The following is a 25,681-nucleotide window of genomic DNA, read 5'->3' as shown; positions in this document are numbered from 1 at the left end:
CTGACAGGGATGGCTTAGCTCTCGTTTTTAAGCGAGCGGCCAAGTAATGCCAGCGCAGCGTCTCTGGGCGGCTTGCCTTCGTACAGCACGGCAAAGATTTGTTCGCAAATAGGCATCTCCACACCGACCCGGGCTGCCAGGGTGTGCACTTCCTCGGTATTACGAAAGCCTTCGACCACCTGGCCGATCTCGGCAATGGCCTCATCGACCTGTTTTCCCGCACCCAGTGCCAGCCCAAAGCGGCGATTGCGAGACTGGTTATCCGTGCAGGTTAAGACAAGATCGCCCAACCCGGCCATGCCCATAAAGGTTTCAGGCTGGGCCCCGAGTTTAACCCCCAGCCGCGTCAGTTCAGCCAGACCACGGGTGATTAAAGCGGTACGGGCGTTGGCACCAAAACCCAGACCGTCAGCTAACCCAGCGCCAATCGCAATCACATTTTTGACCGCGCCCCCTAATTGCACACCAATAAAATCGGGATTTTTGTAAACCCGAAAGGTTTTACTGCAATGCAATTTTGCGGCAAAGCTATCAATCAATGCTTCATCGTGGGAGGACAGGGAAATAGCGGTAGGTAAACCAGCGACCATTTCTTTGGCAAAGGTCGGGCCGGAGAGCACGGCGAGGGGATAGCTATCCCCCAGTACGTCCAGTGCCACCTCACGTAATAACCGACCGCTGCCGGGCTCCAGCCCTTTGGTGGCCCAAATGATGCGGTGCTCTGGCTGCAGCAACGGCTGCAATGTCTCCAGCATGGCTTTAAAGCCATGGCTGGGCACCACAATCAGAATATCACGACTGCGCGCCACCGCCTGGGCCAGCTCCGGTACAATTTCCAGTGCCTCAGGAAAACGGGCACCGGGCAGATACCGGGCATTTTCACGCTGGCTTTCCAGTTGCGCCATGTGCTCGGCGTCTCGGCCCCACAAGAGCGTTGACTGACCATTGCGGGCTAAACAGAACGCCAGTGCGGTGCCGTAAGACCCGGCTCCAAGTACGGTGGTCGAGTTGGTCAGCGCAGTCATAGACATTTACGCATCAAGATTTTGTTGCTGACCTTCTTCTTGCTGAGCACGCTTTTGCATGTATGCAGCGAAGATCGCATCAAAATTAACCGGCGCCAGGTTCAGCGGCGGGAAGGTACCACGGTTAACCAGATTAGAAATGGTTTCGCGGGCGTAGGGGAACAGTACATTCGGACAGTAAGAACCCAGCATATGTGCTTTGTTCTGATCAGGCATTTCACCCAGGGCGAAAATCCCGGCCTGTTGTACTTCACACAAGAATGCGGTTTCTTCGCCCATCGTGGCGGTAACCGTCACTGACAATACCACCTCAAAAACATGTTCTTCCAACTGAGCGGTCTTGGTGTCCAGATCCAATTTAATCTCTGGTTTCCACTCTTTAGTGAAAATTGCCGGGGCATTAGGCGACTCAAACGAAATATCTTTGGTGTAGATACGCTGGATATTAAATTGAGTGCCCTGTTGTGCATTGCTTGCGCCATTTGCTTGATTTTCTTCAGCCATGTTACTTCCTAGTTATCGTTATTTATACCGGCCTGGTGACTACACTGCCAGCAAAGGATCCAACTTGTTCCGGGCTTCCAGACCAAGCATTTCATCGCAGCCGCCAATGTGCTGATCGTTGATAAAGATTTGCGGTACAGTATGACCGCCATTGGCTCGGGTAATCATTTCGTCACGCAGTTCCGGGCGCACATCGATTTCATACTCGATAAATTCAATACCCTTTTGCGTCAGCAGTGCTTTAGCACGATGACAAAACGGGCAGTAGCCCTTACTGTAAACTTCAACTTTGCTCATAATCGCCTTTATTTCGCCACAGGCAGATTGGCGCTTTGCCAGGAGTTCATTCCGCCTTTGAGTATTCTAACATCGCTAAAGCCATCTTTAGCCATTGCGGATGCTACCGGACGCGCGGTATTTCCCATTGCGCATACTACGATAATGGGTTTGCCCTTTTGGTTTTCAAGCTTTTTAAAATCCCGTTGTTTCAGCTCTTCGGGTTTTATCTGGCGAGCACCTAAAATATGGCCGGCTTTAAACTCCTTGGGTGAGCGGGCATCCAGAATAACCGCATCCTGTTTATTAACAAGTTGCGTCAGTTCGTGAGTGCCTACTTCTTTTACCGATGAAGTGAGGCCGCTTACAAAGCTGTAAACCAGCATGACAACCAGCGCCACCCACAGGCCCGCCAGAATAATATTATTGCTTGCAAATTCGATCAGCTGATCCATTACTTCAAACCTTACAGATCATAAAAAAGAGAGCAAAGTATATAGAAAAACTGCTAAGAAACCAGTGGGGACGGTTGTTCAAACTGGTTTTAAACCTAATTTAGGTGATAGCGAAGCCCTGCCTTTAACCCATAGCTTTAGCTGGCGCCAAGCGCTGGTGTGCTAACCTTATCCAACCCGCCGCCGGGTCATAGCTTGCCGGGTCGTATAAAACCTGCTGAAATAGCGGTCTTATTTTCTTGTTACAGTAGTGTCATTTAATGATGTCCAGGTCTGGTTGGGGCGTAGTTGGTAGTTGGTTATTGCTGCTCAGCGCAGGTTTTTTTATTGTCGGCGATGTATCTGCTCAGCAGCAGGAACAAGCCCGACTTGAAGAATTACGGGCCCAGCTAAAATCTCGCCAGCAAACGCTAAAAGCCAATCAGGCAAATGCCGAAGAATTGCAGGCGTTTCTGGCCGAGTCTGAAAAAGAAATTGGTCGGGCCGCGGCTGCATTGAACCAAACCCAGCAATCCCTGGCGCACAATCGTGAACAGCAACAACAGCTGGAAAACGAGCAGCAAACATTAAAACAAGCCATTGTCGATCAGCAGGACTTGCTGGCCAGTCAGCTTCGCAGCGCGTTTATGGCGGGGCATTACGACTACGCAAAGATGATATTTTACCAGGAAGAGGCCAAGTCGTTTGAGCGGGTCCTGATGTATTACAAATATGTCAGTAAAGCCCGGCAACGGGAAATTACCCGCTTCAAAAAAAATGTCGCGCGCCTTGAAGCCGTCACCCGTGAATTGCAGGACAAAGCCAGCGAGCTGCAACAGCTATTGCAACAACAGCAAGGTCAAAAAGCAGAGTTGCTGGCCCGGCAACAGGATCGTGAACAAACCTTACAGAAGCTGAACCAGAAGATTGCCAGTGATGCCGCCCGGGTCAAAGAAATGGAGGCCAGTGAAAAAGCCTTAATTGCTGCCATTGAAGCAGCCCGTCGGGCCGCTGAGCGTGCTAAAACAAAACTGGCGGGTTTGCAAAAGCAAAAAGGTAAGCTGACCGTACCGGCTCAGGGTAAAGTACGGCGTCTCTTTGGCAGTCGCCGACAGGGGCAGGTGCGCTGGAAAGGGGTAGTGATAGAAGCTTCTGAAGGCAGTGCGGTAAAGGCTATCTCCCATGGCCGGGTCTTGTACGCCGACTGGCTTAAAGGCTTTGGGTTGGTCACCATTGTTGATCATGGCAAAGGGTTTATGAGTGTGTATGGCCATAATCAGGCATTGCTGAAACAAGCCGGAGACAAGGTGGGCAATGGTGAGTCTATCGCCCTGGTGGGGCAAAGCGGCGGCCAGAGCTATCCTAATCTGTATTTTGAAATACGCCACAAAGGCAAAGCTCTGAACCCCGCCAGCTGGCTAGACCTGTAACACGATACCCGGGTCGATACCGGCCCTTACCGAATGCATAAGCACAACATGAGAACCCAATAAGAATTATCAGAAAATGAACAATAACCACAGAGCCAGATGGATAAGTATACTGTGGGGGTTAAGTATGGCGTGGCTGAGCGTTTCGGTTGCCGCCGCGAATCCCGGACCGGGTTGCAAGACCACGGTCAATGGCGGCTGTAACGCTGCGTCAACACCTAAAATTGTACTTATCATGGATGATATCGGCTATCGGCTTTCTGATCGCGAGGCCCTCAAGCTGCCACCGCAGGTGGCATTTTCAGTCCTGCCGGGGGCGCCGTTAACCAAGGAGCTGGCCTATCGTGCACAGCAACAGGGCCGGGATATTATGTTGCATTTGCCGATGGCGGCGCGCCTGGACAAACCTTTGGGACCGCTGGCGTTGACTGCGCAAATGTCGGTAGCCCAGATTGCCCACACCACCGCCACGGCGCTGGACAGTTTGCCGATGGCCATTGGTCTGAATAATCATATGGGCAGCCGCCTGACCGAGCAGCCGGTGGCTATGCAGGCACTGATGCAAACGCTTAAAAACCGTGGAATATTTTTTATCGATAGCCGCACCACTGCCGCCTCGGTGGCCGAGTCGGTCGCCCGCGCCATGGGCGTGCCTGCTGCACGGCGGGATGTATTTATCGATCATGAGCCCCGTGTTGAATTTATGCAGCAACAGTTTGCGCGATTAGTGTCACTGGCACAGCAGCAGAAAGTGGCCATTGGCATTGTGCATCCGCATCCTCAGACGCTACATTTTTTGCAGCATCAGCTGACCTTGCTGCCGGCACGCAATATTGAGCTGGTAGCGGTATCGGATATCATCCCTGCGCCACTCATAGTGCCGGAATTGCCAACGCTGACAGCGACGCCGGTGGCCAGTATGACAAAAGATTAAATATTAACTTGGGATTTTGCAATTTGGCCTTAATGTTATATTATAACGTCATTGAGCATAAAAAGAGTACCGAGTAGCTATGTCACTAGCAACAGACAATCCAACCAAACTCGACAGACTGGGAATCTGGATTTCCGGCCTGTGTGCGTTTCATTGTCTTTCTCTGCCAGTGGTGATCCCCCTGCTACCGCTCATTTCCAGTACCTTTTTTGCGCAGACCTGGTTTGAGCGCACCATTTTAAGCATATCTATGCTGATTGGTGCGGTCGCATTGTTCAGTGGCGCCTTGCGTTATCACGGTCGCTATTACCCGGTGGTGATGCTGGCGGCTGGCGGACTCATATACTGGCATAAAAACATGTTTGGCGAGCAATATGAACCTTTCACCATTGCCACCGGGGCATTGCTGATTGTAATCGCCCATTATATTAATATTCGTCTATGCCGGGAGTCCCGGGGCCGCAGAAGCACCACGACCAGCGCGCCGTTAAATAAAACGGTGCAAAGCAGCACTCACTAGCGCTAAAGAGAGGGGGGGGTAGCCTGACGGTCCAGCGCATGCAGAGCGACATCAGGGACGTTAGTAAAAATCCCATCCACCCCCATGTGTTGCAACCAAAGCATATCTGCCGGCGTATCCACCGTGTAAACCAGCACTTTTAACCCCGCTTCTTTGGCCTGTAGCACATACTGTTCATCCACGGTTTCCAGCGCAAAATGAATTGAATAAGCCCCCATTTGCAGGGCTTTTTTTATGCTTTTTTGCGGGGTGCTGGCGGTTAGTACGCCCAACCGTAGCTGGGGTTTCAGGCGTGCGATCTGAGCCAGCCAGTGATGATGAAACGATGAAATAAGAATGTTGGAGGTGGCCTGGGCCCCGGCGGGTAAAGCCGCTTCCAGTTTGTGCAGCCAGCTTTCGGGGGCTTGTAACTGTTTTATTTCAATATTACATAAGGCGTCGGTAGGGGTGAGGGCCAGAACTTCTGCAAGTAATGGAATTTGCTGATTGTCTCCGGCATTTAATGTACGCAGATGCGACAAGGACTTATCCAGCAGCCGGCCCGTGCCATTGGTGGTGCGCCGCAAGGTTTTGTCGTGAAATACGATAATGTCAGAGTCCAGCTCATAGGTATCAAACTCAATGCCGTCGGCCTGTTGATCAAAGGCCAGCTGAAATGCTTTCAGGGTGTTTTCCGGCGCGGCCCGGCTGGCGCCGCGATGAGCTAGGATCCACATATTCAGACAGCCTTTTGTTGACGATGGGTTTTAACCGTTTCGTACACCGATGCCAGAGTGATCAAAATGCCCCCCACATAGGTTTGCCAGGTGGGCGATTCACCCAGCAGCAAGATAGCCAGTATGACGCCATAACAGGGCTGCATGCAGGCTATCAATGAGAAGGTTTTGGCTTTTAGGTGCGCCAGGGAGGTCGCAATCAATGCATGGGGCAGGGCGGTAAAGACTGTTCCTAAGGCCAGTAACAGCCACCAGCTGTTACTGCTGGCCTGCACCAGCGTTGCATTAAGCATAGGCAGTAAACACAGACAAACCACTAAAATTTGCCAGGCCATGGCTTTAGCACCTGAGTACTGGGAAAAAAAATGGCGATGGGTCAGATTACGCACTGCATAGAGTACCGCCGACACCATACCCACAATCACCCCCAGGGTAACCTCATTTTCTAACGAGCTTTCTGGCACGATAAGCGCAATTCCGGCAAATACGATAATGGCACTGAAAAAGTCCTGCCATACCAGCTGGGTTCGCTCAAACAGTGGTTCGATAAGCACAGTGATGACCGGAAAAGTGAACAGGGCAATCATGCCCACGGCCACCCCGGCGTACTGCATGGCCGCAAAGTAAGTGACCCAGTGTGCGGCCATCAATACGCCCAGACCTAAGGCAATCGCATAGTCTTGTTTTCGGGCCAGCAAAAAAGAGGTTTTAGACAGCGCCATAAAGGCGAACAGGGCCAGACAGGCAAACAGTGAACGACCCAGGGTAATATCCTGAGCCGACAATGGGATAATCTGTGAAAATAACGCGGTGCCGCCAAGCAGCACCACGGTTACATGCAGGGTCAGCAGGCTGCGTTTGACCGGGTCCATCAAACCGGGTCTGACACCTGAGCGTTACGGGCAAATTCTTCGCCCAGCCGGGTGACCTGGCCTGGCGCCATATCGGTAAAGTTCACCGCGTCTTTTTCAAAACACACCACTATGGTCGAGCCCAGTTTAAAGCGGCCCATTTCTTCGCCTCGCTTAATACTTACGCTGGACTCGGCATCTTTTTGATAGGTCCAGTGCTGAACATTTTTGCCAGCCGGGGGCGAAACAGTGCCGGCCCAGACCGTTTCAATGCTGGCGACAATGGTAGCGCCCACCAGCACCATGGCCATTTTGCCCACCGGTGTATCAAAAAACGCCACCACTCGCTCGTTGCGGGCAAACAGACCAGGGATATTCTGGGCGGTCAGAGGGTTAACCGAAAACAACTCGCCAGGGACATAGACCATATCGGTCAGGGTGCCATCTATCGGCATATGAATACGATGATAATCACGGGGAGCCAGATAGACAGTGGCAAATTGTCCGTCTTTAAAGGTATTGGCTAACGCCGGATTACCGCCTAACAAGGTGGTCAAGCTGTAATCGTGGCCCTTAGCCTGAAAAATGCTGTCGTGACGAATGGGGCCCAATTGGCTTACCGCGCCATCCACCGCCTGCACCAGCGTATCCGGATCGCCTTCAATAGGACGCGCATCTTCTTTTAACGGACGGGTAAAAAATTCATTGAAGCTTTTATAATGCTTAGGATCCGAGTACAACGCCTCGCTCATATTGACATTATAGTGTTTGATAAACAAATTGATGAGCGCAGTGGTCAGCCAGCCGGCCTGGGCTGCTGCCAGTTTACCTACCATTCGTGATAGCAGGTGTTTGGGTAAGACATATTGCAGGTTGACTTTAAACCAATCCAACACAGTAACTCTCCTTAAATCAGACAGCGGGATTGTACCTTATCTTGTCGTGTATAAAAGGATTTTGCAGTTATGAGAAAACACCAAATATCATAACGCGCCAGGTGACCGGCGCGGGGTTAGACTGGGCCAGGGTTCAGGTTTGACCTGAGTGGGAGGGACGGCCTTCCTGCATGGAAGCCAGAATTTTATGATAGCTGGCAAAGCGGGCGGGGCTGATTTTGCCCTCATCGACCGCCTGGCGGATAATACAACCGGGATCATTGAGGTGTTTGCAATCGCGAAATTTACAGCCGCCCAGAAAATCCCGAAACTCTATAAACCCGCGTGTGACTTGCTCCACCGGGATGTGCCACAACCCAAATTCGCGTACCCCGGGCGAGTCAATAAGCTCGCCGCCGGTGGGCAGGTGCAATAACTTGGCGGCAGTGGTGGTGTGCTGGCCCAGCCCTGAGTTATTGGATACCGCGCCTACCAGTTCTTCAGCATCGGGCAGGATCTGGTTAATCAGGCTGGATTTGCCGACGCCAGACTGACCGACAAAAATACTGACCTTATCATTGAGCAGGGCCGTTATCTCATCAATGCCTTCCCGGGTTTTACAGCTGGCATAGTACACCTGGTAACCCAGTTCATTATAAATGGCGAGTTGCTGTTCAACCGTGGCACGTTCATCAGGCTCCAGCAATTCAACTTTATTGAGTACCACTACCGGGGTGATATTGATGTCTTCACAGGCAATCAAATAGCGATCAATGATATTCAGCGACAGGCTGGGCAATACCGCACTGACAATAATAATTTGATCAATATTGGCGGCAATGGGTTTGACCCCATCATAAAAATCCGGGCGGGTTAATACCGAATGACGATCCTGAACAATTTCAATCACGCCACTGACCCCTTCGCCCGTTTCATCTCCGGCCTGAAACAATACCTGATCACCACAGACCACAGAGTCAATGGTTCGGCGGATATGACAGCGGGACACGGTACCTTGCAAATCTTCAACATCGGCATGCTTGCCGAAGCGGCCGACAACTTTACCGGCTTGCAGATTGTCGGTATTGCGTTCAGCTTCAGGTTGACTGGTATCCTGGATGCGACGCTTTCGGTTTGCCGCAACCCGACGTTTTTGTCGATGAGTCAGTTTAGGTTTTTTCGCCACGATTCCAATGATAAGTTAGCGTATACTGATGCAATAATAACGTGTGTGTGGCTTAGGTGCCATGCCTATTGAAAGGATCTGTCGAAATGAGCAAGCATGATTTAAACCTGGTCTGGATTGATATGGAGATGACCGGTTTGGACCCTGAGACCTGCAAAGTGCTGGAAATCGCCACCATTGTGACTGATGCGCAGCTCAATATTCTGGCAGAAGGCCCGGTCATTGCGGTGCATCAGCCGGATAGCTTACTGGATTCCATGGATGAGTGGTGTACCCGTGTACACGGCGAAAGCGGACTGACCGCTCGCTGCCGTGAAAGCCGTGTGAGCGAAGCCGAAGCGGCGCAGCAAACCATCGACTTTTTAAGTCAGTATGTGGATCAGGGTAAGTCACCTTTGTGTGGCAATACCATCGGCCAGGATCGCCGGTTTATGGTGAAATACATGCCCCAACTGGAAGCATACTTTCACTATCGCAGTATTGATGTGAGTACCATAAAAGAACTGGCTCGGCGCTGGAAGCCTGAAATTCTGGATGGGTTTACCAAAAAAGGCGTGCATCTGGCGCTGGACGATATTCGCGAATCTATTGAAGAAATGAAATATTATCGCGAACACGTGTTTAGTATTTAAGCGGTTAGTCGTCATTTTTAAGAAAATTTCAAATTAGGTGTTGCGCATTGCCACAGTTTTTGTAAAATGCGCTCCACTTTTACGGGACACCAAAATCGTAAAAGCCAAAAAGATGGTGCGCGGGAATAGCTCAGTTGGTAGAGCACAACCTTGCCAAGGTTGGGGTCGCGAGTTCGAATCTCGTTTCCCGCTCCAAATTTTTACTCTCTCTTCTATGCGGGAATAGCTCAGTTGGTAGAGCACAACCTTGCCAAGGTTGGGGTCGCGAGTTCGAATCTCGTTTCCCGCTCCAAGTTTTTCATATCCTTTTATACTGAAATTGCCCGGTTAGTAGAGCACACTATACTTCGCCGTGAAACGGTCGTCACGAAGTGATTGCCAAGGTTGGGGTCGCGACAACGTGGTTGGCAGTTGCAAATCTCGTTTCCCGCTCCAAATTTTTATTCTCCCTTCTCTGTGGGAATAGCTCAGCTGATAGAACACACTATACTTCGCCGTGAAGCGGTCGCCGAGAAACGGTTGTCACGAAGTGATTGCCAAGGCTTAGCCTTTCAAGAATGGTCGCGACAATGTGATTGCCTCAACGGAGTTAGCAGTTTTTATCTGTTTATTCATTCCCAGTATCTACATCTTTTTATTAGACTAAAAAAACTCAGCCGGTAGTGCCCACTTATTTGGTCATAATTTGGCCGAGGCTGTACAGCAAAATGCTTTTACCGCAACGCCAAAAAACCCAAGTGCAATCCGACGCTTCACGCGTACCTCACTGCAATGCCTGTTACCCGGCATTTAATCTCGCTGTTCAAAACAAAGTTCAGAAGCCAAGTCTCAATTGCGCCTGGCAAGGCGTGAGGTAGAGGTGATATCGGCAGGTTTGTGACCCAGATGCGTAGATGTCAGCCAAAAAGGGTAATGTCTGTCTGTAAACCAACCAGCCACCAGAATACTGCAGCGCAAGTTGCATTTACAGCGATCAGCCGTTACCTTTACTGGTCTTACCAGATAATAAGAACGAAAAGACCTGATATGACCGACAATTACCTACTCAAAATATACAAAAAATTTTTGAAGTTGCCCTGTGGCAGGAGGCTTTTTAGCTGGTATTCAGCACGCAGAGCGCCATACTTCTCAAGCATATCACCGCAAATCACGCAGCTGCGGCCCAATCATTGTGAAGTGACGTTCAAGAAGCGAAAGCAATTGCAGAATCATATTGGCACTGTGCATGTCATTGCGATTTGTAATGGGCTGGAAATGGCAATGGGCTTCATGTGTGAAGCATCTATTCCAAAAACTTTACGCTGGATTCCAAAAGGGATGGAGGTTACATATCCCGCAAAAGCGGCGACGGATATTAGATGTGTTGCAGAGGTTCCGGGTGACGCATGGAAACCTGGGAATTTGCCGGTAGTTGTTAAGGCCTATGACTTGGATGGAAACATTGTTGTTGAAGGTACGATAACGATTTGGGTCAGTGAAAGACAAAAGCAAAATACAGAGTAATATTTTATTCAACGCCCACTCTGGTTTTTGTTCGACCTTGAAAAGCGTCGCTAAGAAGGTCTCGAAGCAGCAAATACAATAAAAGCCTGGTTGCCAAAAAACCAGGCTAACCCCTTACCGTCCCGGTTTTTGAGGTAAATCAGCGGCTGTCTTGCTGAACCAATAATGGCTTCGAGCAATGGGACAGCTTCTCGCATCGTCGTATGCTTTTTTGTTGACACTGCTTAAAAATCAATCTAAAAGAAAAGGCAATAGCCGCGCTGCTGTTGCTATCTCTACAGGATGTAATGGGTAGTTAACCAGCCATTCATCATCATTGTGGTCCCTGAGGGGCTGCTAACCAATTGAGATTGATTATGGTCAAGTTAACCCGCGATGCTTTGTTAAAGCGACCTTTTTCAGATTTACGTTTCTACCCCTATGGTTTTTCCCGGTCTGGCGACTTTTCTATCAGCGAAAGTAATCTGCTGGCCCAATATGGCACCCTTATTGCTGCTTTGGTGGATGGCGAACTCATCCCAGAAACCGCAGCCGAACAAGGCTATATAGATGTCGCACTAGGCCGAAAAAAACCCGGCGATGCCATTGAGAAAGTGTGGGCTAAATATCAGCAACGTATAAATCGCCCTAAACCGGACAGCGTGTACGGCAGCAAACCATTAACAGAGGGGCCTCAACCTGCTGGCTCCAGCACCGATCCCGACACCTGCGAAGACATTCCACTGCTGAATATTCAGGTCGACGAGAGCTAGTGTTAACTTAATGTTAAAGATCATCCTAATACGCTGCAGGAATAACGGGTTATTAGTATTAATATCCTATTATTTCAAAATGGCAGGATAATTATTTCATTTTTTCTCCGTTTTACTGTTTTCACTTTCTATATCCTTCGATATAGTCAGGTCATGCCCTGGGCTAACAAATTTAAGTGAAGACGGGAGAAATGACTGTGAAAATGATGTCGGGCGCAGCCATGGTGGTAGAGGCGCTAAAAGATGTAGGAGTAACACACGTATTTGGTTACCCGGGTGGAGCCGTACTAGACATCTATGATGCGCTGTTTGCGCAGGACGCAGTCAAACATGTACTGGTACGTCATGAGCAGGGAGCGGCCCATATGGCCGACGGCTATGCCCGTTCAACCGGACAAACCGGTACGGTGCTGGTTACTTCCGGGCCGGGTGCAACCAATACCATTACCGGTATCGCCACCGCCTATATGGATTCTATTCCAATGGTGATTTTGTCCGGCCAGGTCCCCTCGATGCATATTGGTGAAGATGCTTTCCAGGAAACCGATATGGTCGGGTGCTCCAGGCCAGTCGTGAAACATAGCTTTTTAGTAAAGCGCGCGGTGGATATTCCTGATGCCATTGCCAAGGCATATTACATCGCCAACACCGGCCGACCCGGGCCGGTAGTGGTTGATCTCCCGAAAGATTTAGTCAATGTTCAGGATGAACATGCGTATCACTTTCCCCAGAATGTGGCCCTGCGCTCGTACAACCCCACCCTCAGAGGGCATCCCAAGCAGATTCGCAAAGCGGTGAATAGCATGGTGAAGGCGAAGCGGCCGGTGTTGTATGTAGGTGGTGGTGCCATTGCCAGTAATGCCAGCGCCCAGGTAATTGCTCTGGCTGAACGTCTGCATGCCCCGGTAACCTGCACCCTGATGGGACTCGGCGCCTTTCCCGGGATACATGACCAGTTTGTGGGCATGCTCGGCATGCATGGCACGCTGGAAGCTAATAAAACCATGCACAATGCCGACTGTATTATTGCTTTGGGCGCCCGGTTTGATGATCGGGTGACCAACAATGTCGACAAGTTCTGTCCGTATGCTGATATTATTCATGTAGATATTGACCCGGCCTCCATCTCCAAAACGGTCAATGCGCATATTCCGGTCGTCGGCGCGGTAGACAAGGTGTTAGAGCAAATGCTGGCGCAGCTAGAACCGCAGGATTTGTCAGAGCAGTGTCAAAAGGTGGCGCCATGGTGGGAGCACATTAATCAGTGGCGCAACCGGCAATGTCTGAATTATGCAGACTCAGGCGATAGCATCAAACCACAAAAGGTCATTCAGTCTCTTTACAAACATACGGGCGGCGAGGCTTATGTAAGCTCGGATGTGGGCCAGCATCAAATGTTTGCTGCGCTTTATTATCCTTTCAAAAAGCCCCGTCAGTGGATTAATTCCGGGGGGCTGGGCACCATGGGCTTTGGCTTGCCGGCAGCGATGGGCGTGCAGTTTGCCCATCCAGAGGCCGTGTCGGTGGTGGTGACCGGTGATGGCAGCATTCAAATGAACATTCAGGAGTTGTCTACCTGCTTACAATACAATTTGCCGGTGAAGATTATTTCTCTGAATAACCGGGCGTTAGGCATGGTCAGACAATGGCAGGATATGAATTATCAAAGCCGTCATTCGCATTCTTATATGGAGTCTATGCCTGACTTTGTGCGTTTGGCCGAGGCGTATGGTCATGTTGGTATTCGGGTTACCCATCCTGACGAACTGGATGCGGCCATGCAGCAGTGCTTTAGCTATACCGATCGGCTGGTGTTTATGGACATCGAAGTCGATCAGAATGAACATGTTTATCCTATGCAAATCAAATTTGGCGCGATGGATGACATGCGTCTGAGTAAAACGGAGCGCACCTGATGAAAAGAATTATTTCAGTGCTAATGGAAAACGCGCCGGGCGCATTATCTCGCATCATCGGGGTGTTTTCACAACGTGGCTACAATGTCGACTCCTTGTGTGTGGCGCCCACCGCCGATGCCAGCCTGTCGCGTCTAACCATTATTACTCACGGGGATGACAAAATTATTGAGCAAATCACCAAACAGGTGAACAAGCTGATTGATGTGCTCAAAGTGGTGGATTTGACCGAAGGTACTCACATTGAGCGGGAGCTGATGCTGGTGAAGGTGGCTACCCGGACCGAATCTATGCGGGCCGAGGTAAAGCGCAACACGGATATTTTCCGGGCCCGCATCGTGGATGTGAATGCCAGTAATTACACCATTGAAATCACCGGTACCACCGAAAAGCTGGATGCCTTTTCTGGCACCTTAAGTCAATGTGCTGAAATTATCGAGTCATCCCGCACCGGAGTCTGTGGTCTGGCCCGTGGTGAGCGCGCCTTACGCCCCTGAACCGTGGCCCGCTAACGCGGGCTGCCGTAATACACCTCAATCCGCATAACCACCCCATAAGACGGCTTAAAATCTTCATCACGTAAAAATATGACAAACGGTTCCACTTCGTAAAATAGCCAGTCGCGAGTGGGGTTGCTACGCCATTTGCTGCTTAAGTACACCTCATTCAGGCGGTAATCGGGCCGTGAACCGCCTTCGGTGAACAGGGTGTAAATCATCGCGGTATGATCATTTACCGGCTGTAAATACTGGCCTTCATGTTGCCAAATCCAGTCTTCAGAACGATCCCGGTAATAAAAACGATGATTGAAGCGAAATACATGATCATGGTCACTGATATATTGCATGGTGGCCCCTACCTCAGCCCCGAAATGGTCGCGGGTGTACAGGTAGGCTTCGGCATCGTAAAACAAGGCCAGCCTTTCACTGTAGGCGGCCATGTCATCGTAACGGGATTTTACATAGACCTGGCCCCGGCGGCCGGTGCCGATACGATGGGACAGTCTGGCGTCCTCGCTGGAACGGTATCGCAGCGCAATAGTGGTATTGCGACGACGGCGTTCAATGGGCTGGCGCGCGGCTTTCAGGGTGGTGTCCTGCTCGTAATTTTCGTCGTCACTTAACAGTAAGTCGACACGATCCTCCAAAGCCGGCAGTCGCACCCGAACTTTAAAGCGCAAATCCACGTCCGACATATCCCGGGTACGAGGTTCCCAGCCAAGACTGATACGGCCCTGGGCCCGGGCATCCTCATAACGGTTAGAGCCTTTCATCGCAAAAAAACTATCAATCTGCCGGACCGAGTAATTCATCGACTCAGTCAGGCTATGCTGCCACTCATCCATCCAGCTTGCGTCAGGGTGCGAAGGGCTGAGCAAAACAGGCGTGGGCGACGGATTGGATGTCCGCAAATCTGCCTGGCTGGCGGTGGCCGGCATTGTCAGTAATGTACAAAAAACCAATGAAATACAAGCCATACCGTGTTTTAAGAAGTGTCCTTTTTGTCTAGCATTAAGGGTTGGGTGGCATAAGTCAATGCCCCCCTGAAACCGACGTAAAATTAATGGCGCTCAGATACCTTTCATGAGTAAGTGTATGTTAGGTTGCAGGGGCGTGAATATACTTTTAAATATGTTGGTGAAAGGTTGAGTCTGCAATGGCATACTGTATCGACAAACCAAGAGGAGAAGTTTATGGGTGGTATTAGTGTCTGGCAGTTGCTGATTGTATTGGCCATCGTAGTACTTTTGTTCGGCACCAAACGACTTAAAAGCATCGGTTCTGACTTAGGCGGCGCCATCAAAGGATTTAAAAAAGCCGTCACCGACGAAGAAAAAGCGGATGCCGATTTTGAACAAAAACAGCAGGTGGAAAAAAAAGAAACCGCTGAGCCTGTTCAAACCACACAGAGTAATACAAAAGAAAAATCCTGATGTTTGATATTGGCTTTTGGGAATTGCTGGTAATTGGTGTCCTGGCCTTGCTTATACTGGGTCCCGAGCGCCTGCCTGGTGCTATTCGATCAACCATCAATACGGTTCGTGGAGTGCGTAATGCGGCGACCGGTTTCAAACAGGAAGTCGAACACCAGTTGCGTGTTCATGAACTGCACGAAAATTTAAAAAAAGCCGAGCAGCAGGGCCTCAAAAATATGTCGCCTGACTTAGAAAAAAGCGTTGAAGAGCTAAAAGACGCGGCTAAGTCAGTGCAGGAACCTTATAAGAAAGATAAATGACCGACGCCTCTAGTCTGATTTCGCATCTGGTTGAATTGCGAAACAGAATTCTTCGCGCGCTGCTAAGCGTACTTGTGGTTTTTCTTTGTCTGGTTTATTTTGCCGAAGATCTTTACCACTATCTTGCTAAACCCTTGCTGGAAGTGTTGCCGGAAAACTCATCCATGATTGCCACCGATGTGGCATCGCCCTTTTTCGCCCCGTTTAAATTAACCCTGGTGTTGTCATTTTTTTTGGCAATTCCCTATGTGTTGTACCAGGTTTGGGCGTTTGTGGCGCCGGGGCTGTATAAAAATGAGAAAAAACTGGTGGTGCCGTTACTGGTTTCCAGTACCTTGCTGTTTTATGCCGGTATGGCCTTTGCCTACTTTGTGGTCTTTCCGTTAGCCTTTGCCTTTTTTACCAGCGTTGCGCCCAGCGGCGTGACGGTCAGCACCGACATCAGCAGTTACCTGGACTTTGTCCTCAAGCTGTTTTTTGCCTTTGGCGTGTCTTTTGAAATTCCTATTGCCATTATTCTTTTATGCTGGACCGGGGTGACCGATGCTCAGACCCTGCGGACCAAACGGCCATTTGTGATTGTCGGGGCGTTTGTGGTGGGCATGTTACTGACCCCGCCGGATGTCATTTCGCAAACCCTGCTGGCATTGCCTATGTGGGTGCTGTTTGAAATCGGCGTGGTCGCCGGTAGTATGTATGCCAATAAAAAAGAGCCTGAGGACGATGACCCCTCAGCCACGGATTCAACACAATAACAATAGGATCAAAATGTATGCGTATTGTCAGTCTGTTACTGGCCACTGCCAGTTTGTACTCCATGGGGGTTACCGCCAGTCCGGTTTCTTCACAAGCATTGTTGAAATGTGCACAAATCACCCAGGACGATAACCGTTTACATTGTTTTGATGCCGTGGTGAGTCAGCTGCAGGCGGCCCCGGCCCAGTCTGCTTCAGCGTCTCAGCCAGCCGCTTCAAAGCCTCAGCCCGCTGCTTCAGAGCCTTCCAAGTCAGCCCCCGCCCCGGCGCCAGTTGCCAAGCCTCAGCCGTCAGTTGCCAAAGCCCCGCCGCAGGCCAATGACAATTTTGGTCTGGAGCAGAAACAGCGGCAGCAGGCCGCAGATGAAATCTCAGCTAAGATTACAAAAGTAGACCAAGGACCAAGAGACAAACTCATCATTACCTTAGACAATGATATGGTCTGGAAACAAAAAGATTCAGCGTATTTACGGGCCAAACAAGGGCTGACAGCGATTGTAGAAGAAGGTGCACTGGGCGCGTTTTATCTGAAAGTAGAAGGCAGTAACCGTCGTATTAAAGTGGAGCGTCTGCGCTAAATGCGATGGTTTGATGCCGGCGTTAATTTGCTAGATGCCCGCTTTGATGCCGATGCAGTGATTGAGCATGCCCGGCAGGCCGGAGTGGAACGGTTGTGTATGATCACCACCGCCCCTGGGCAGTGGCAGGCCGCGGCCGAGCTTTATCAGCGCTACCCGAAGCAGTTGTGCTATACCGTAGGCGTGCATCCACACCATGCTAAAGAGGTTACCAGCGCTGATTTAGACGCACTGGAACAGCATGCTCAGGCGCCCGGGGTAGTGGCAATCGGTGAATGCGGGCTGGATTATAACCGAAATTTTTCGCCGCCGGCGATACAGCGCGAGGTGTTTGCCGCGCAGCTGACCCTGGCTGCCAGGCTCAACATGCCGGTGTATCTGCATGAGCGTGAGGCATTTGATGATCAGTTGGCGTTATTACAACAAACCCCGCCGGTAGCCGGTATTGCCCATTGTTTTACCGGTACCTGCGAGCAGATGCAGGCCTATGTGTCACTGGGTTTGTATATCGGCATTACCGGCTGGCTGTGCGATCCTAAACGCGGTGAGGCGTTACGCGGCGCGGTAACCCAGCTACCTCTGGACCGGCTGGTACTGGAAACCGATGCGCCCTATTTGTTTCCAAAGAATCAGCGGCCCCGCAAGCGCAATAATGAACCAGCGTTTATCGGGGCAATCGCGACCCGGCTGGCAGAAATACTTGATGTGAGTGAGGCCCGGCTTAGTGACATTTGTATGCACAACACCACGCAGTTATTTAAGGTGGATTAGGAACTCAACATTATGCAGTTAAGCTCGCAGCTACAACGCAATTATGATGGTTGGTTGCTGTTTTTTAGCGTGTTGGTAACTGCGTTTCTTATTCTTCTCTATGACTCTTTGACTACCCATTACGCCGATGCCCACAGTCATTTAAATGTGGAATATCAGGCCCAAGATGCGTCTACTGCGACGTTTTCTGATATTGTCGCCACCCAGGATGACTGGCAACCTATCGCCGAACCGGTGAATCTGGGGATGCGCGCAGAGCCATACTGGTTTCGGTTGATGTTACCCCCCACACCCCGGGCCAAAGGCCGTTTTTTACTCGATATCAATTATCCGCTGCTGGATGTCGTCGAAGTCTATTTTTATGACCCTGTGGACCGTACCTTAGTGCACCAGGCTCGTGGTGGCGATACGCTTAGTTACAATGAGCGCACAATCATGGTGCCCACGCTGGTATTTGGGGTTCCTGACAGTACCCAGGGGTTGCACGTCTATTTGAAAGTACAGACCAGTGGCACCATGAAGCTTCCCATGCGGTTGTGGCAGGAACGCGACTTTCTGGCTTACACCTCCACCAACAATCTGATGCTTGGCTTGTTTCTTGGGGTCCTGGTCGCTATCGGTCTGAGCAATCTGTTTTTGTGTATCACCACGAGGTCGATGACCTTTTTTGTGTATTCCGGTTACGTGTTTTCGCTGGCCATGACCATCACCGCCATGCACGGCTTGGGTTATGCGTATTTGTGGCCGGCTTGGGCCGGTTTTCAATCTCAGGCCGTGGCCTTATTCGCCAATGCGACGCTGATGTTTGCCATGTTATTCTGCAACCGCATTTTGAATGTTAAAGATTATAGTGTGAAGTTATCACGCTCATTAATCGTGCTGGCCAGCATCTTTTTGGTTAATGTGCTGGTGAGCTTTTTCCTGCCCTATGCCTTTTTAATCCGGCTGTTTCTGATATTGCTGGGCTTTACCGTGATCTTCGCCCTTGGTGTGGGTATCTGGATTGCGTTTAAAGGCTCAACGGTGGCCCGTTATTATTCGTTTGCCTGGTTTGTCTTGCTGGTCAGCGCCTTTACCGCCTCGCTGGATAATTTGGGGTTGTTTGCTTCGCCGGTACCCTCTAACTATCTGCTGATGCTGGGTGCGGGGGTTGAAACCCTGCTTTTGGCCCTGGTGCTGGCCATCGATTATAGTCACAACCGCGAAACCATGTTGCAGGCTAAAGAACGAACGCTGGAGCAGGAGCAGGATATTTTAAAGGCCCGTGAAGAACTGCTTAATGTACAGCAGCAATATCAGGAAGATCTTGAGTATCAGGTTCAGGAACGCACCCTGGAGCTGGAGGTGGCGTTGCGGGAGTTGTCTACCGCTAACCGCGAATTATCCAATTTGAACACCATCGATCCGCTGACCGGCATTCGCAACCGCCGGCATTTCGATAAACGATTGCTGGCGGAGGGACGTCGCAGCCGCCGGGAACAAACCCCGTTGTCACTGGCAGTGATAGATATTGATCACTTCAAAACCATCAATGATACCTATGGTCATAGTACCGGGGATGCCTGCATTTCCCATCTTGCCCGGCTGCTGCAAGGAATGTTGAAACGGCCCACGGATGACATCAGCCGTTACGGGGGCGAAGAATTTGTGGTGCTACTACCTAATACCGATTTAGACGGCGCTGAGCAGGTAATTGAAAGTATGCGCGCTGCAGTAGCACAGGAAATTCTTGAGATTGATGAACATCGGCTCAATATGACTATAAGCGCGGGGGTGGCCACGGCGGTGATTGCTTTTGAAGCACACGAAAACGCGTTATTCAAACATGCCGATGCATTGTTATACCAGGCAAAAGAAGCCGGCCGCAACCGTATTGAAACAGGTTATTTCATAGGAAAGAATTCATGACCCAAGCCTCTTTTCCGGCGCGCCGTATGCGTCGCTTGCGTGCTCACGATGCCCTGCGCGGGCTCGTCGCTGAACATCATCTTAAAGCCCAGGATCTTATTTATCCCATCTTTGTGCTGCCCGGTACCAATCAGGCTGAAGCAGTCCCCTCAATGCCCGGCGTAATGCGTCGTTCGGTAGATCTGTGGCTGCCCGAGATTGAAAAGTTGCTAGCGCTGGGGATCCGGGTGTTTGCGCCGTTTCCGGTCACCCCGGCTGAGCTTAAAAGCGAGTGTGCGCGCGAGGCCTACAATCCTGAGGGGCTGGTGCAAACGGCTATCCGCCAAATTAAGCTGCGCTTTAATGAGGCTGTGATTATGAGTGATGTGGCCCTGGACCCTTTTACATCCCATGGTCAGGACGGCCTGGTGGACGCCAGTGGTTATGTGGTCAACGATGCGACAGTGGAAGTATTGCAGCAACAGGCACTGTCTCATGCTGAAGCCGGTGCGGATATGGTGGCGCCATCAGACATGATGGATGGACGCATTGGTGCCATACGCCAATCATTGGAACAAAACGGCCACGTAAATACCTGCATTATGGCGTATTCTGCCAAATATGCCTCGGCCTATTATGGACCGTTTCGTGACGCGGTAGGCTCGGCAGGCAACATTAAAGGGGGTAACAAAAAAGCCTACCAGATGGACCCGGCCAACAGCGATGAGGCCATCCATGAAATTACGCTGGATATTGCCGAAGGGGCCGACATGGTAATGGTAAAGCCGGGTATGCCGTATCTGGATATTGTGCGTCGCTGCAAACAGGAGCTACAAGTGCCCACCTTTGCTTATCAGGTCAGTGGCGAATACGCGATGCATCAGGCGGCGTTTGCCAATGGCTGGCTGAACAGGGAGGCGGTTATCCTGGAGTCATTGCTGGCCTTTAAACGAGCGGGGGCCGATGGCATTTTAACCTATTTTGCCCCAGAAGCCGCGAACTTGCTGCAATCCTGACGTTTGTCTTGAGATGGGGCCTTCGCCGTTAAAGAGCCCCATGCTTTCATTACTGGCAGTTCAGTTGCCAACCTGCCCGGTGCTGTAACCAGCTTTCGTTAGCCAGTTCGGCATTAATCAGGGGGTGCGAGGCCAGCCAGCCTTCTGGCAGCCGCAACAGCCAGCGGTGGCCATCAACCTCCAGCGCCGCTTCGGGCACATGCTTGTTCTGACGGCGTAAACACAATACCGTAGCAATACGTAAAATACGCACCAGTGCCAGTAGCATCGGCCGTACTTCTTCATGGTAATTGTCAAACACCGCGGGATTAATTGTTAGTCGGTGGCACAAGACCAGGTCCCGAATTGCTTCACGTTGCAAACGCGTGTAGCCGGGCATGTCGATATGCGACAAAATATACGCCCCGTGCTCGTGATGTTTTTTGTATTCGATGTGCAGACCAATTTCATGCAACATCGCCGCAGCGCCTAATACCGCTTCGGTATCCAGATGACAAATCTCAGCCTGCCGACACATTTGATGACACAAATTCAGGGCCATGCCCCGTACCGTTTCGGCATGAGATTTTTCGATGTGATAACGCCGAACCGCCTGATTTAAGGTTTGCGCGCGTCGGTCATTGTCTTGCAGATTGTCCAGCATACCGTAGATCAGACCTTCGCGCAGGGCGCCGCCTGAGATATTCATGGTGTCGATATTTAACCGCTCAAACAGACAAATCAGGATGGCCAAACCGCTGGGGAAAATAGGCTTACGGCTTTCGTCTAACCCTTTTATATCCAGCTTATCGATAGCGCCGCAAGCAATACATTGTTGCTCAAGGTCATACAAATAATCCAGGCGGATGGCATCACTGATATTTTGCGCCACCAGTATTTCGGTAATGGCCTGGGGGGTACCCGATGCCCCCAGACAATTATGAAAGTCAAAACATAAAAAGGCCTCGGCGACGTCATCAATCAGCTTATTAGCCTGCTGTTTGGCCAGCGCAAAGTTATCGGCCGTCAGCTGGCCTGCTTTGAAGTAACGTTCCATAAACGTAACACAGCCCATATCCAGACTTTTCAGGTGGATGGGCTGCATGTCGTTACCAATAATAATTTCGGTGCTGGCACCACCAATATCAATGACCAGGGAATTGCCCTGATTGGCAGAAGTGTAAGCCACCCCCAGATAAATCTGGCGGGCTTCTTCTTCGCCGGTAATCACGTTTAGTTTATGATTTAAAATGCTTTCGGCTTTACTGATAAAGGTTTGGGCATTTACCGCCAGCCGCAAGGTGGCCGTGGCCACCACCCGGATGTTAGACGCGGGAATGTCTTGCAAACGTTCAGCGAAGGTTTGCAGACACTGCCAGCCGCGCTCCATACTGATGTCATCCAGTTCCAGCTTGTCATTCAAACCGCCGGCAAGTCGCACTTTTTGTTTGACCTTACCGATAATCTGCACACTGCCATTGACGACATGCACAATGACCATATGAAAACTGTTTGAACCTAAATCAACCGCGGCATAGTACTCGCTGTGGACCAGTGTGTCGTGCTGGATTTCTGGCTGCATAAATCAATTTTTCTTGGCTGGTGAAGGCTTACTGTTATTACCCCGGCCACGACCGCGACGATTCGAGTTGCGGGCATTTGGCGTGCGTTTGCGAGGCCGCGCCTTCGGTGGCTTCACATCCTCAAGCAGCGCCGTGCGATCGTAGTCGGTGACCGAAATTGGATGCTGAATATACTGTTCAATAGCCGGTAAATTCAACGCATATTTTTCACAGGCGAAACTGATGGCGATGCCGCTTCTGCCAGCTCGGCCAGTACGGCCAATACGGTGCACATAGTCTTCGGCATCATCAGGTAAATCATAGTTGAAAACATGAGATACTGCATCAATATGCAATCCACGCGCAGCCACATCCGTGGCCACCAGAATATCCAGCTGGCCTTTGGTGAACTCGTCCAGAATGCTCATGCGTTTTTTCTGCGGTACATCCCCGCTTAATAAGCCCACCCGGTGCCCATCGGCTTCCAGCCAGTCGTTAACCTTTTCACAGGTATGCTTGGTGTTGGCAAACACAATCGCACGGTCGGGCCATTCTTCTTCCATTAACGTCAGCAGCAGCCGCATTTTATCGTCATCAGACGGATAAAACAGCTCTTCAGAGACCCGCTTGGCGGTTTTGGTTTCTGGCTCAACCTGCACATGAGTTGGGTTGTTCATATGCTCATAAGCCAACTCCTGTACCCGGTAGCTCAACGTGGCAGAAAACAGCATGCTTAATCGATTGGCCGCCGGTGGCATCCGGTTGAATAAATAACGGATGTCTTTGATAAAGCCTAAATCGAACATGCGATCGGCTTCATCCAGTACCGCTACCTGGATATTGTTAAGCGTGAAGATATTTTGTTTATAGTAATCAAGGATACGGCCGGTTGTGCCGATCATGATATCTACACCTTCTTCTAGCACTTCACGTTGACTTTGATATCCTTCACCCCCATATATCAATCCAAGCGATAAACCCGTATGTTCGCTAAGGGGCTTCGCGTCATTATAGATCTGCATCGCGAGTTCGCGAGTTGGAGCCATAATGATAGCGCGTGGACCTTTTGAGGTAGACGTGTTTTCCTGGGTATTGGAAAGCAGGTAGTGAAATGTTGCCACCAAAAAAGCAATAGTTTTACCCGTGCCGGTCTGGGCTTGTCCGGCAATATCCAACCCTTCTAACAAAGGGGGTAATGCCAACGCCTGAATCGGTGTACAATGGGTAAAATTAGCTGCTTTAAGTGCATCAAGCACTTTTGAATTGACAGGCAGATCGGAAAAATTTGTTTCGGTTAAATGAGTTGTTTGCATAGCTTATAGCTTATCGGTGCTTGCATTAAAAAAGACAGTTTCTTATAACACTTATGGTGTGGCTGAACAAATCAGCGACAGTCCAAACAATGGAGAACAGAATGAGCGACAAAATTATCCAGTTAACTGACGACAAGTTTGAAGCAGATGTAATCAATGCTGAAAATCCTGTGCTGGTAGACTTCTGGGCTGAGTGGTGCGGCCCTTGTAAAATGATCGCACCGATCTTGGAAGAAGTAGCTTCCGAGTTTGAAGGCAAGTTAACAGTTGGTAAGTTGAATGTCGATGAAAATAATGAAACACCGCCAAAATACGGTATTCGTGGCATTCCTACACTGCTGCTGTTTAAAGGCGGTAATGTAGCAGCTACCAAAGTAGGGGCATTATCAAAAGCTCAGTTAACCGAATTCCTGAACGAAAATCTGTAAGTATTATTGATTTTTGTGAAGTCAAAACCGGTCTTTATTAAGGCCGGTTTTTATTTCGCCCAGTTGTTTTAATTTCACAGTCATCCAAATATTCATTATGATAGTAATATATCAACAGTGAATTAACCCTACGTCCTACGATATTCTGCGACGAAAGTATTTTGACGATTATCCGTTAAAAAACTGGACGCTAACAATTTTAGGTGCTAACGTTCTATTAGCTCATATCCGAGCAGCGTTCTGCTTGCCCATATCCGGGTGTACATAACCTTTTCTATAAACGAGTTAGTGACGTAGAAGTCCTGTAAGCAAAGTCCAAGCACAAAGACCCACCAGTATGAATTTAACTGAACTGAAGAATAAACCAATCAATGAATTGGTTGCCCTGGCCGAAGAAATGGGCCTGGAAAATATGGCGCGAGCCAGAAAGCAAGATATCATTTTTTCTATCCTAAAAACTCACGCCAAAGGCGGAGAAGATATATTCGGCGACGGTGTTCTGGAGATTCTTCAGGATGGCTTTGGGTTTTTACGCTCGGCCGACTCGTCTTATTTAGCAGGACCAGATGATATTTATGTCTCTCCCAGCCAAATTCGCCGATTTAATCTGCGAACTGGCGATACCATTGCCGGAAAAATCAGGCCGCCAAAAGACAGCGAGCGCTATTTTGCTCTGCTGAAAATTCGCGAAGTCAATTTTGACAAGCCTGAGAATTCGCGTAACAAAATATTGTTTGAAAACCTGACGCCGCTACATGCTTCTACTCGCATGCGAATGGAGCGTGGTAATGGTTCTACCGAAGATATTACCGCTCGGGTGTTGGATCTGGCTTCCCCTATCGGTAAAGGTCAGCGTGGTCTGATTGTCGCGCCGCCCAAGGCTGGTAAAACGCTGTTACTTCAGAATATTGCGCAGTCTATTGCGGCCAATCAGCCGGAATGTGAACTGATGGTATTGCTGATTGATGAGCGGCCGGAAGAAGTCACCGAGATGCATCGTCTGGTACAAGGTGAAGTTGTTGCTTCTACCTTTGATGAGCCTGCCAGCCGTCACGTCCAGGTCGCCGAAATGGTGATTGAAAAAGCCAAACGTCTGGTTGAGCACAAAAAAGATGTCATCATCCTGCTTGACTCCATCACGCGTCTGGCTCGTGCCTACAACACCGTCATCCCTTCATCGGGTAAAGTTCTGACCGGTGGTGTCGATGCCAACGCCCTGCATAAGCCAAAACGCTTCTTCGGTGCCGCTCGTAATGTCGAAGAAGGTGGCAGCCTGACCATTATTGCTACCGCCCTGGTGGATACCGGTTCTAAAATGGACGAGGTTATTTACGAAGAGTTTAAAGGTACCGGTAATATGGAGATGCATCTGCATCGTAAAATTGCTGAAAAACGGGTATTCCCGGCCATTGACTTTAATCGCTCCGGGACGCGTCGTGAAGAATTGCTGACCAGTCAGGATGAACTGCAAAAAATGTGGATTTTACGCAAAATTGTGCATGAAATGTCTGAAGTGGATGCCATCGAATTTTTGATAAATAAATTATCGATGACCAAAACCAATGATGAGTTTTTCAATGCCATGAAGCGTCAGAAAAGCTAA

Annotated in this window: 28 protein-coding genes and 2 tRNA genes; 19 read left to right on the top strand and 11 right to left on the bottom strand. The window is 50.0% G+C overall.

Translation table 11 applies throughout. From position 1 onward, the window contains the following. Positions 1-14 precede the first annotated feature (14 nt). The 4 genes from gpsA to IT774_RS15040 are packed head-to-tail and all read right to left on the bottom strand — an operon-like array spanning position 15 to position 2,260. Positions 15-1,025, bottom strand: coding sequence for an NAD(P)H-dependent glycerol-3-phosphate dehydrogenase (gpsA, locus tag IT774_RS15055; protein ID WP_408641221.1), 1,011 nt, complete (start codon positions 1,023-1,025; stop codon positions 15-17). A 6-nt stretch (positions 1,026-1,031) separates the two neighbouring features. Next, complete coding sequence (secB, locus tag IT774_RS15050) at positions 1,032-1,529, bottom strand: protein-export chaperone SecB (RefSeq protein WP_195810488.1); 498 nt, start codon at positions 1,527-1,529, stop codon at positions 1,032-1,034. A 39-nt stretch (positions 1,530-1,568) separates the two neighbouring features. Then, positions 1,569-1,826 carry a glutaredoxin 3 gene (grxC, locus tag IT774_RS15045; protein ID WP_195810487.1) on the bottom strand — a complete coding sequence of 86 codons (258 nt, stop codon included), beginning with the start codon at positions 1,824-1,826 and terminating at the stop codon, positions 1,569-1,571. Positions 1,827-1,834: 8 nt separating this feature from the next. Next, positions 1,835-2,260 carry a rhodanese-like domain-containing protein gene (locus IT774_RS15040; protein WP_195810486.1) on the bottom strand — a complete coding sequence of 142 codons (426 nt, stop codon included), beginning with the start codon at positions 2,258-2,260 and terminating at the stop codon, positions 1,835-1,837. A gap of 260 nt (positions 2,261-2,520) precedes the next feature. On the opposite strand from IT774_RS15040, the gene IT774_RS15035 reads away from it, so the two are divergent. The 3 genes from IT774_RS15035 to IT774_RS15025 all read left to right on the top strand — a co-directional run bounded on the left by IT774_RS15035 (position 2,521) and on the right by IT774_RS15025 (position 5,123). Then, entirely contained in the window at positions 2,521-3,669 is a 1,149-nt protein-coding gene (locus tag IT774_RS15035) for a murein hydrolase activator EnvC family protein (RefSeq protein WP_195810485.1), read from the top strand. Between the two features lie 127 nt (positions 3,670-3,796). Continuing rightward, the gene (locus IT774_RS15030) at positions 3,797-4,603 is read left to right on the top strand and encodes a divergent polysaccharide deacetylase family protein (RefSeq protein WP_195810484.1); all 807 of its coding nucleotides are present in this window, start codon (positions 3,797-3,799) and stop codon (positions 4,601-4,603) included. Between the two features lie 79 nt (positions 4,604-4,682). Continuing rightward, positions 4,683-5,123: a MerC domain-containing protein gene (locus IT774_RS15025; protein WP_195810483.1), complete on the top strand. Its 441-nt coding sequence runs from the start codon at positions 4,683-4,685 to the stop codon at positions 5,121-5,123. A gap of 2 nt (positions 5,124-5,125) precedes the next feature. Here the strand turns inward: IT774_RS15025 and IT774_RS15020 are convergent, their stop codons facing one another. From IT774_RS15020 to rsgA, 4 genes are all read right to left on the bottom strand, one after another. After that, positions 5,126-5,839, bottom strand: a complete 714-nt coding sequence (locus IT774_RS15020; protein ID WP_195810482.1) for a glycerophosphodiester phosphodiesterase — start codon at positions 5,837-5,839, stop codon at positions 5,126-5,128. A 2-nt stretch (positions 5,840-5,841) separates the two neighbouring features. Continuing rightward, entirely contained in the window at positions 5,842-6,711 is an 870-nt protein-coding gene (locus IT774_RS15015; protein ID WP_195812323.1) for a DMT family transporter, read from the bottom strand. Then, a complete protein-coding gene (gene asd, locus IT774_RS15010; RefSeq protein WP_195810481.1) occupies positions 6,711-7,586 on the bottom strand; it encodes an archaetidylserine decarboxylase in 876 nt (291 codons plus the stop codon). The genes IT774_RS15015 and asd overlap by 1 nt, the downstream gene beginning before the upstream one ends. A 133-nt stretch (positions 7,587-7,719) precedes the next feature. Beyond that, entirely contained in the window at positions 7,720-8,751 is a 1,032-nt protein-coding gene (gene rsgA / locus IT774_RS15005; protein ID WP_195810480.1) for a small ribosomal subunit biogenesis GTPase RsgA, read from the bottom strand. A gap of 86 nt (positions 8,752-8,837) precedes the next feature. On the opposite strand from rsgA, the gene orn reads away from it, so the two are divergent. The 7 genes from orn (at position 8,838) to ilvN (ending at position 14,051) form a co-directional block, all read left to right on the top strand. Further along, on the top strand, positions 8,838-9,383 hold the full coding sequence (orn, locus tag IT774_RS15000) for an oligoribonuclease (protein ID WP_195810479.1): 546 nt from the start codon (positions 8,838-8,840) through the stop codon (positions 9,381-9,383). A gap of 119 nt (positions 9,384-9,502) precedes the next feature. Continuing rightward, a tRNA-Gly gene (locus IT774_RS14995) sits at positions 9,503-9,578 on the top strand. Between the two features lie 21 nt (positions 9,579-9,599). Further along, positions 9,600-9,675 (top strand) — tRNA-Gly (locus IT774_RS14990). A 734-nt stretch (positions 9,676-10,409) separates the two neighbouring features. Then, positions 10,410-10,886 carry a hotdog fold domain-containing protein gene (locus tag IT774_RS14985; protein WP_195810478.1) on the top strand — a complete coding sequence of 159 codons (477 nt, stop codon included), beginning with the start codon at positions 10,410-10,412 and terminating at the stop codon, positions 10,884-10,886. 356 nt (positions 10,887-11,242) lie between these two features. Next, positions 11,243-11,638, top strand: a complete 396-nt coding sequence (gene maoP / locus IT774_RS14980; protein WP_195810477.1) for a DUF413 domain-containing protein — start codon at positions 11,243-11,245, stop codon at positions 11,636-11,638. A 197-nt stretch (positions 11,639-11,835) separates the two neighbouring features. Continuing rightward, positions 11,836-13,554, top strand: coding sequence for an acetolactate synthase 3 large subunit (locus IT774_RS14975; protein WP_195810476.1), 1,719 nt, complete (start codon positions 11,836-11,838; stop codon positions 13,552-13,554). Further along, positions 13,554-14,051: an acetolactate synthase small subunit gene (ilvN, locus tag IT774_RS14970; RefSeq protein WP_195810475.1), complete on the top strand. Its 498-nt coding sequence runs from the start codon at positions 13,554-13,556 to the stop codon at positions 14,049-14,051. Before IT774_RS14975 ends, ilvN begins: the two co-directional genes overlap by 1 nt. An 11-nt stretch (positions 14,052-14,062) precedes the next feature. On the opposite strand, the gene IT774_RS14965 is transcribed toward ilvN, so the two are convergent. Further along, positions 14,063-14,899, bottom strand: a complete 837-nt coding sequence (locus IT774_RS14965; RefSeq protein WP_232365013.1) for a hypothetical protein — start codon at positions 14,897-14,899, stop codon at positions 14,063-14,065. 348 nt (positions 14,900-15,247) lie between these two features. Here IT774_RS14965 and tatA point away from each other — a divergent pair, with 348 nt between their 5' ends. From tatA to hemB, 7 genes are read left to right on the top strand one after another with little or no spacing between them, the layout of a single operon-like run. Next, the gene (gene tatA, locus IT774_RS14960; RefSeq protein ID WP_195812322.1) at positions 15,248-15,487 is read left to right on the top strand and encodes a Sec-independent protein translocase subunit TatA; all 240 of its coding nucleotides are present in this window, start codon (positions 15,248-15,250) and stop codon (positions 15,485-15,487) included. Further along, positions 15,487-15,789, top strand: coding sequence for a Sec-independent protein translocase protein TatB (gene tatB / locus IT774_RS14955; RefSeq protein ID WP_195810473.1), 303 nt, complete (start codon positions 15,487-15,489; stop codon positions 15,787-15,789). The genes tatA and tatB overlap by 1 nt, the downstream gene beginning before the upstream one ends. After that, positions 15,786-16,544: a twin-arginine translocase subunit TatC gene (gene tatC, locus IT774_RS14950; RefSeq protein WP_195810472.1), complete on the top strand. Its 759-nt coding sequence runs from the start codon at positions 15,786-15,788 to the stop codon at positions 16,542-16,544. Before tatB ends, tatC begins: the two co-directional genes overlap by 4 nt. A gap of 17 nt (positions 16,545-16,561) precedes the next feature. Next, positions 16,562-17,122 carry a hypothetical protein gene (locus tag IT774_RS14945; RefSeq protein ID WP_195810471.1) on the top strand — a complete coding sequence of 187 codons (561 nt, stop codon included), beginning with the start codon at positions 16,562-16,564 and terminating at the stop codon, positions 17,120-17,122. Further along, entirely contained in the window at positions 17,123-17,893 is a 771-nt protein-coding gene (locus IT774_RS14940; RefSeq protein ID WP_195810470.1) for a TatD family hydrolase, read from the top strand. Positions 17,894-17,905: 12 nt separating this feature from the next. Then, positions 17,906-19,801 carry a sensor domain-containing diguanylate cyclase gene (locus tag IT774_RS14935; protein ID WP_195810469.1) on the top strand — a complete coding sequence of 632 codons (1,896 nt, stop codon included), beginning with the start codon at positions 17,906-17,908 and terminating at the stop codon, positions 19,799-19,801. Further along, positions 19,798-20,796 (top strand): porphobilinogen synthase, encoded by a 999-nt coding sequence (gene hemB, locus IT774_RS14930; protein WP_195810468.1) that lies wholly within the window; start codon positions 19,798-19,800, stop codon positions 20,794-20,796. Before IT774_RS14935 ends, hemB begins: the two co-directional genes overlap by 4 nt. 49 nt (positions 20,797-20,845) lie before the next feature. On the opposite strand, the gene IT774_RS14925 is transcribed toward hemB, so the two are convergent. Both IT774_RS14925 and rhlB read right to left on the bottom strand, forming a co-directional pair. Continuing rightward, positions 20,846-22,357 carry a Ppx/GppA phosphatase family protein gene (locus IT774_RS14925; RefSeq protein WP_195810467.1) on the bottom strand — a complete coding sequence of 504 codons (1,512 nt, stop codon included), beginning with the start codon at positions 22,355-22,357 and terminating at the stop codon, positions 20,846-20,848. A gap of 3 nt (positions 22,358-22,360) precedes the next feature. Then, positions 22,361-23,650: an ATP-dependent RNA helicase RhlB gene (rhlB, locus tag IT774_RS14920; protein ID WP_195810466.1), complete on the bottom strand. Its 1,290-nt coding sequence runs from the start codon at positions 23,648-23,650 to the stop codon at positions 22,361-22,363. Between the two features lie 101 nt (positions 23,651-23,751). Here rhlB and trxA point away from each other — a divergent pair, with 101 nt between their 5' ends. Further along, positions 23,752-24,078 (top strand): thioredoxin TrxA, encoded by a 327-nt coding sequence (trxA, locus tag IT774_RS14915; RefSeq protein WP_195810465.1) that lies wholly within the window; start codon positions 23,752-23,754, stop codon positions 24,076-24,078. A gap of 337 nt (positions 24,079-24,415) precedes the next feature. Then, a complete protein-coding gene (gene rho / locus IT774_RS14910) occupies positions 24,416-25,681 on the top strand; it encodes a transcription termination factor Rho (protein WP_195810464.1) in 1,266 nt (421 codons plus the stop codon).

The organism is Salinimonas marina, assembly GCF_015644725.1.
Classification (GTDB): domain Bacteria; phylum Pseudomonadota; class Gammaproteobacteria; order Enterobacterales; family Alteromonadaceae; genus Alteromonas.
This window is presented reverse-complemented; position numbering and strand designations above follow the sequence as displayed.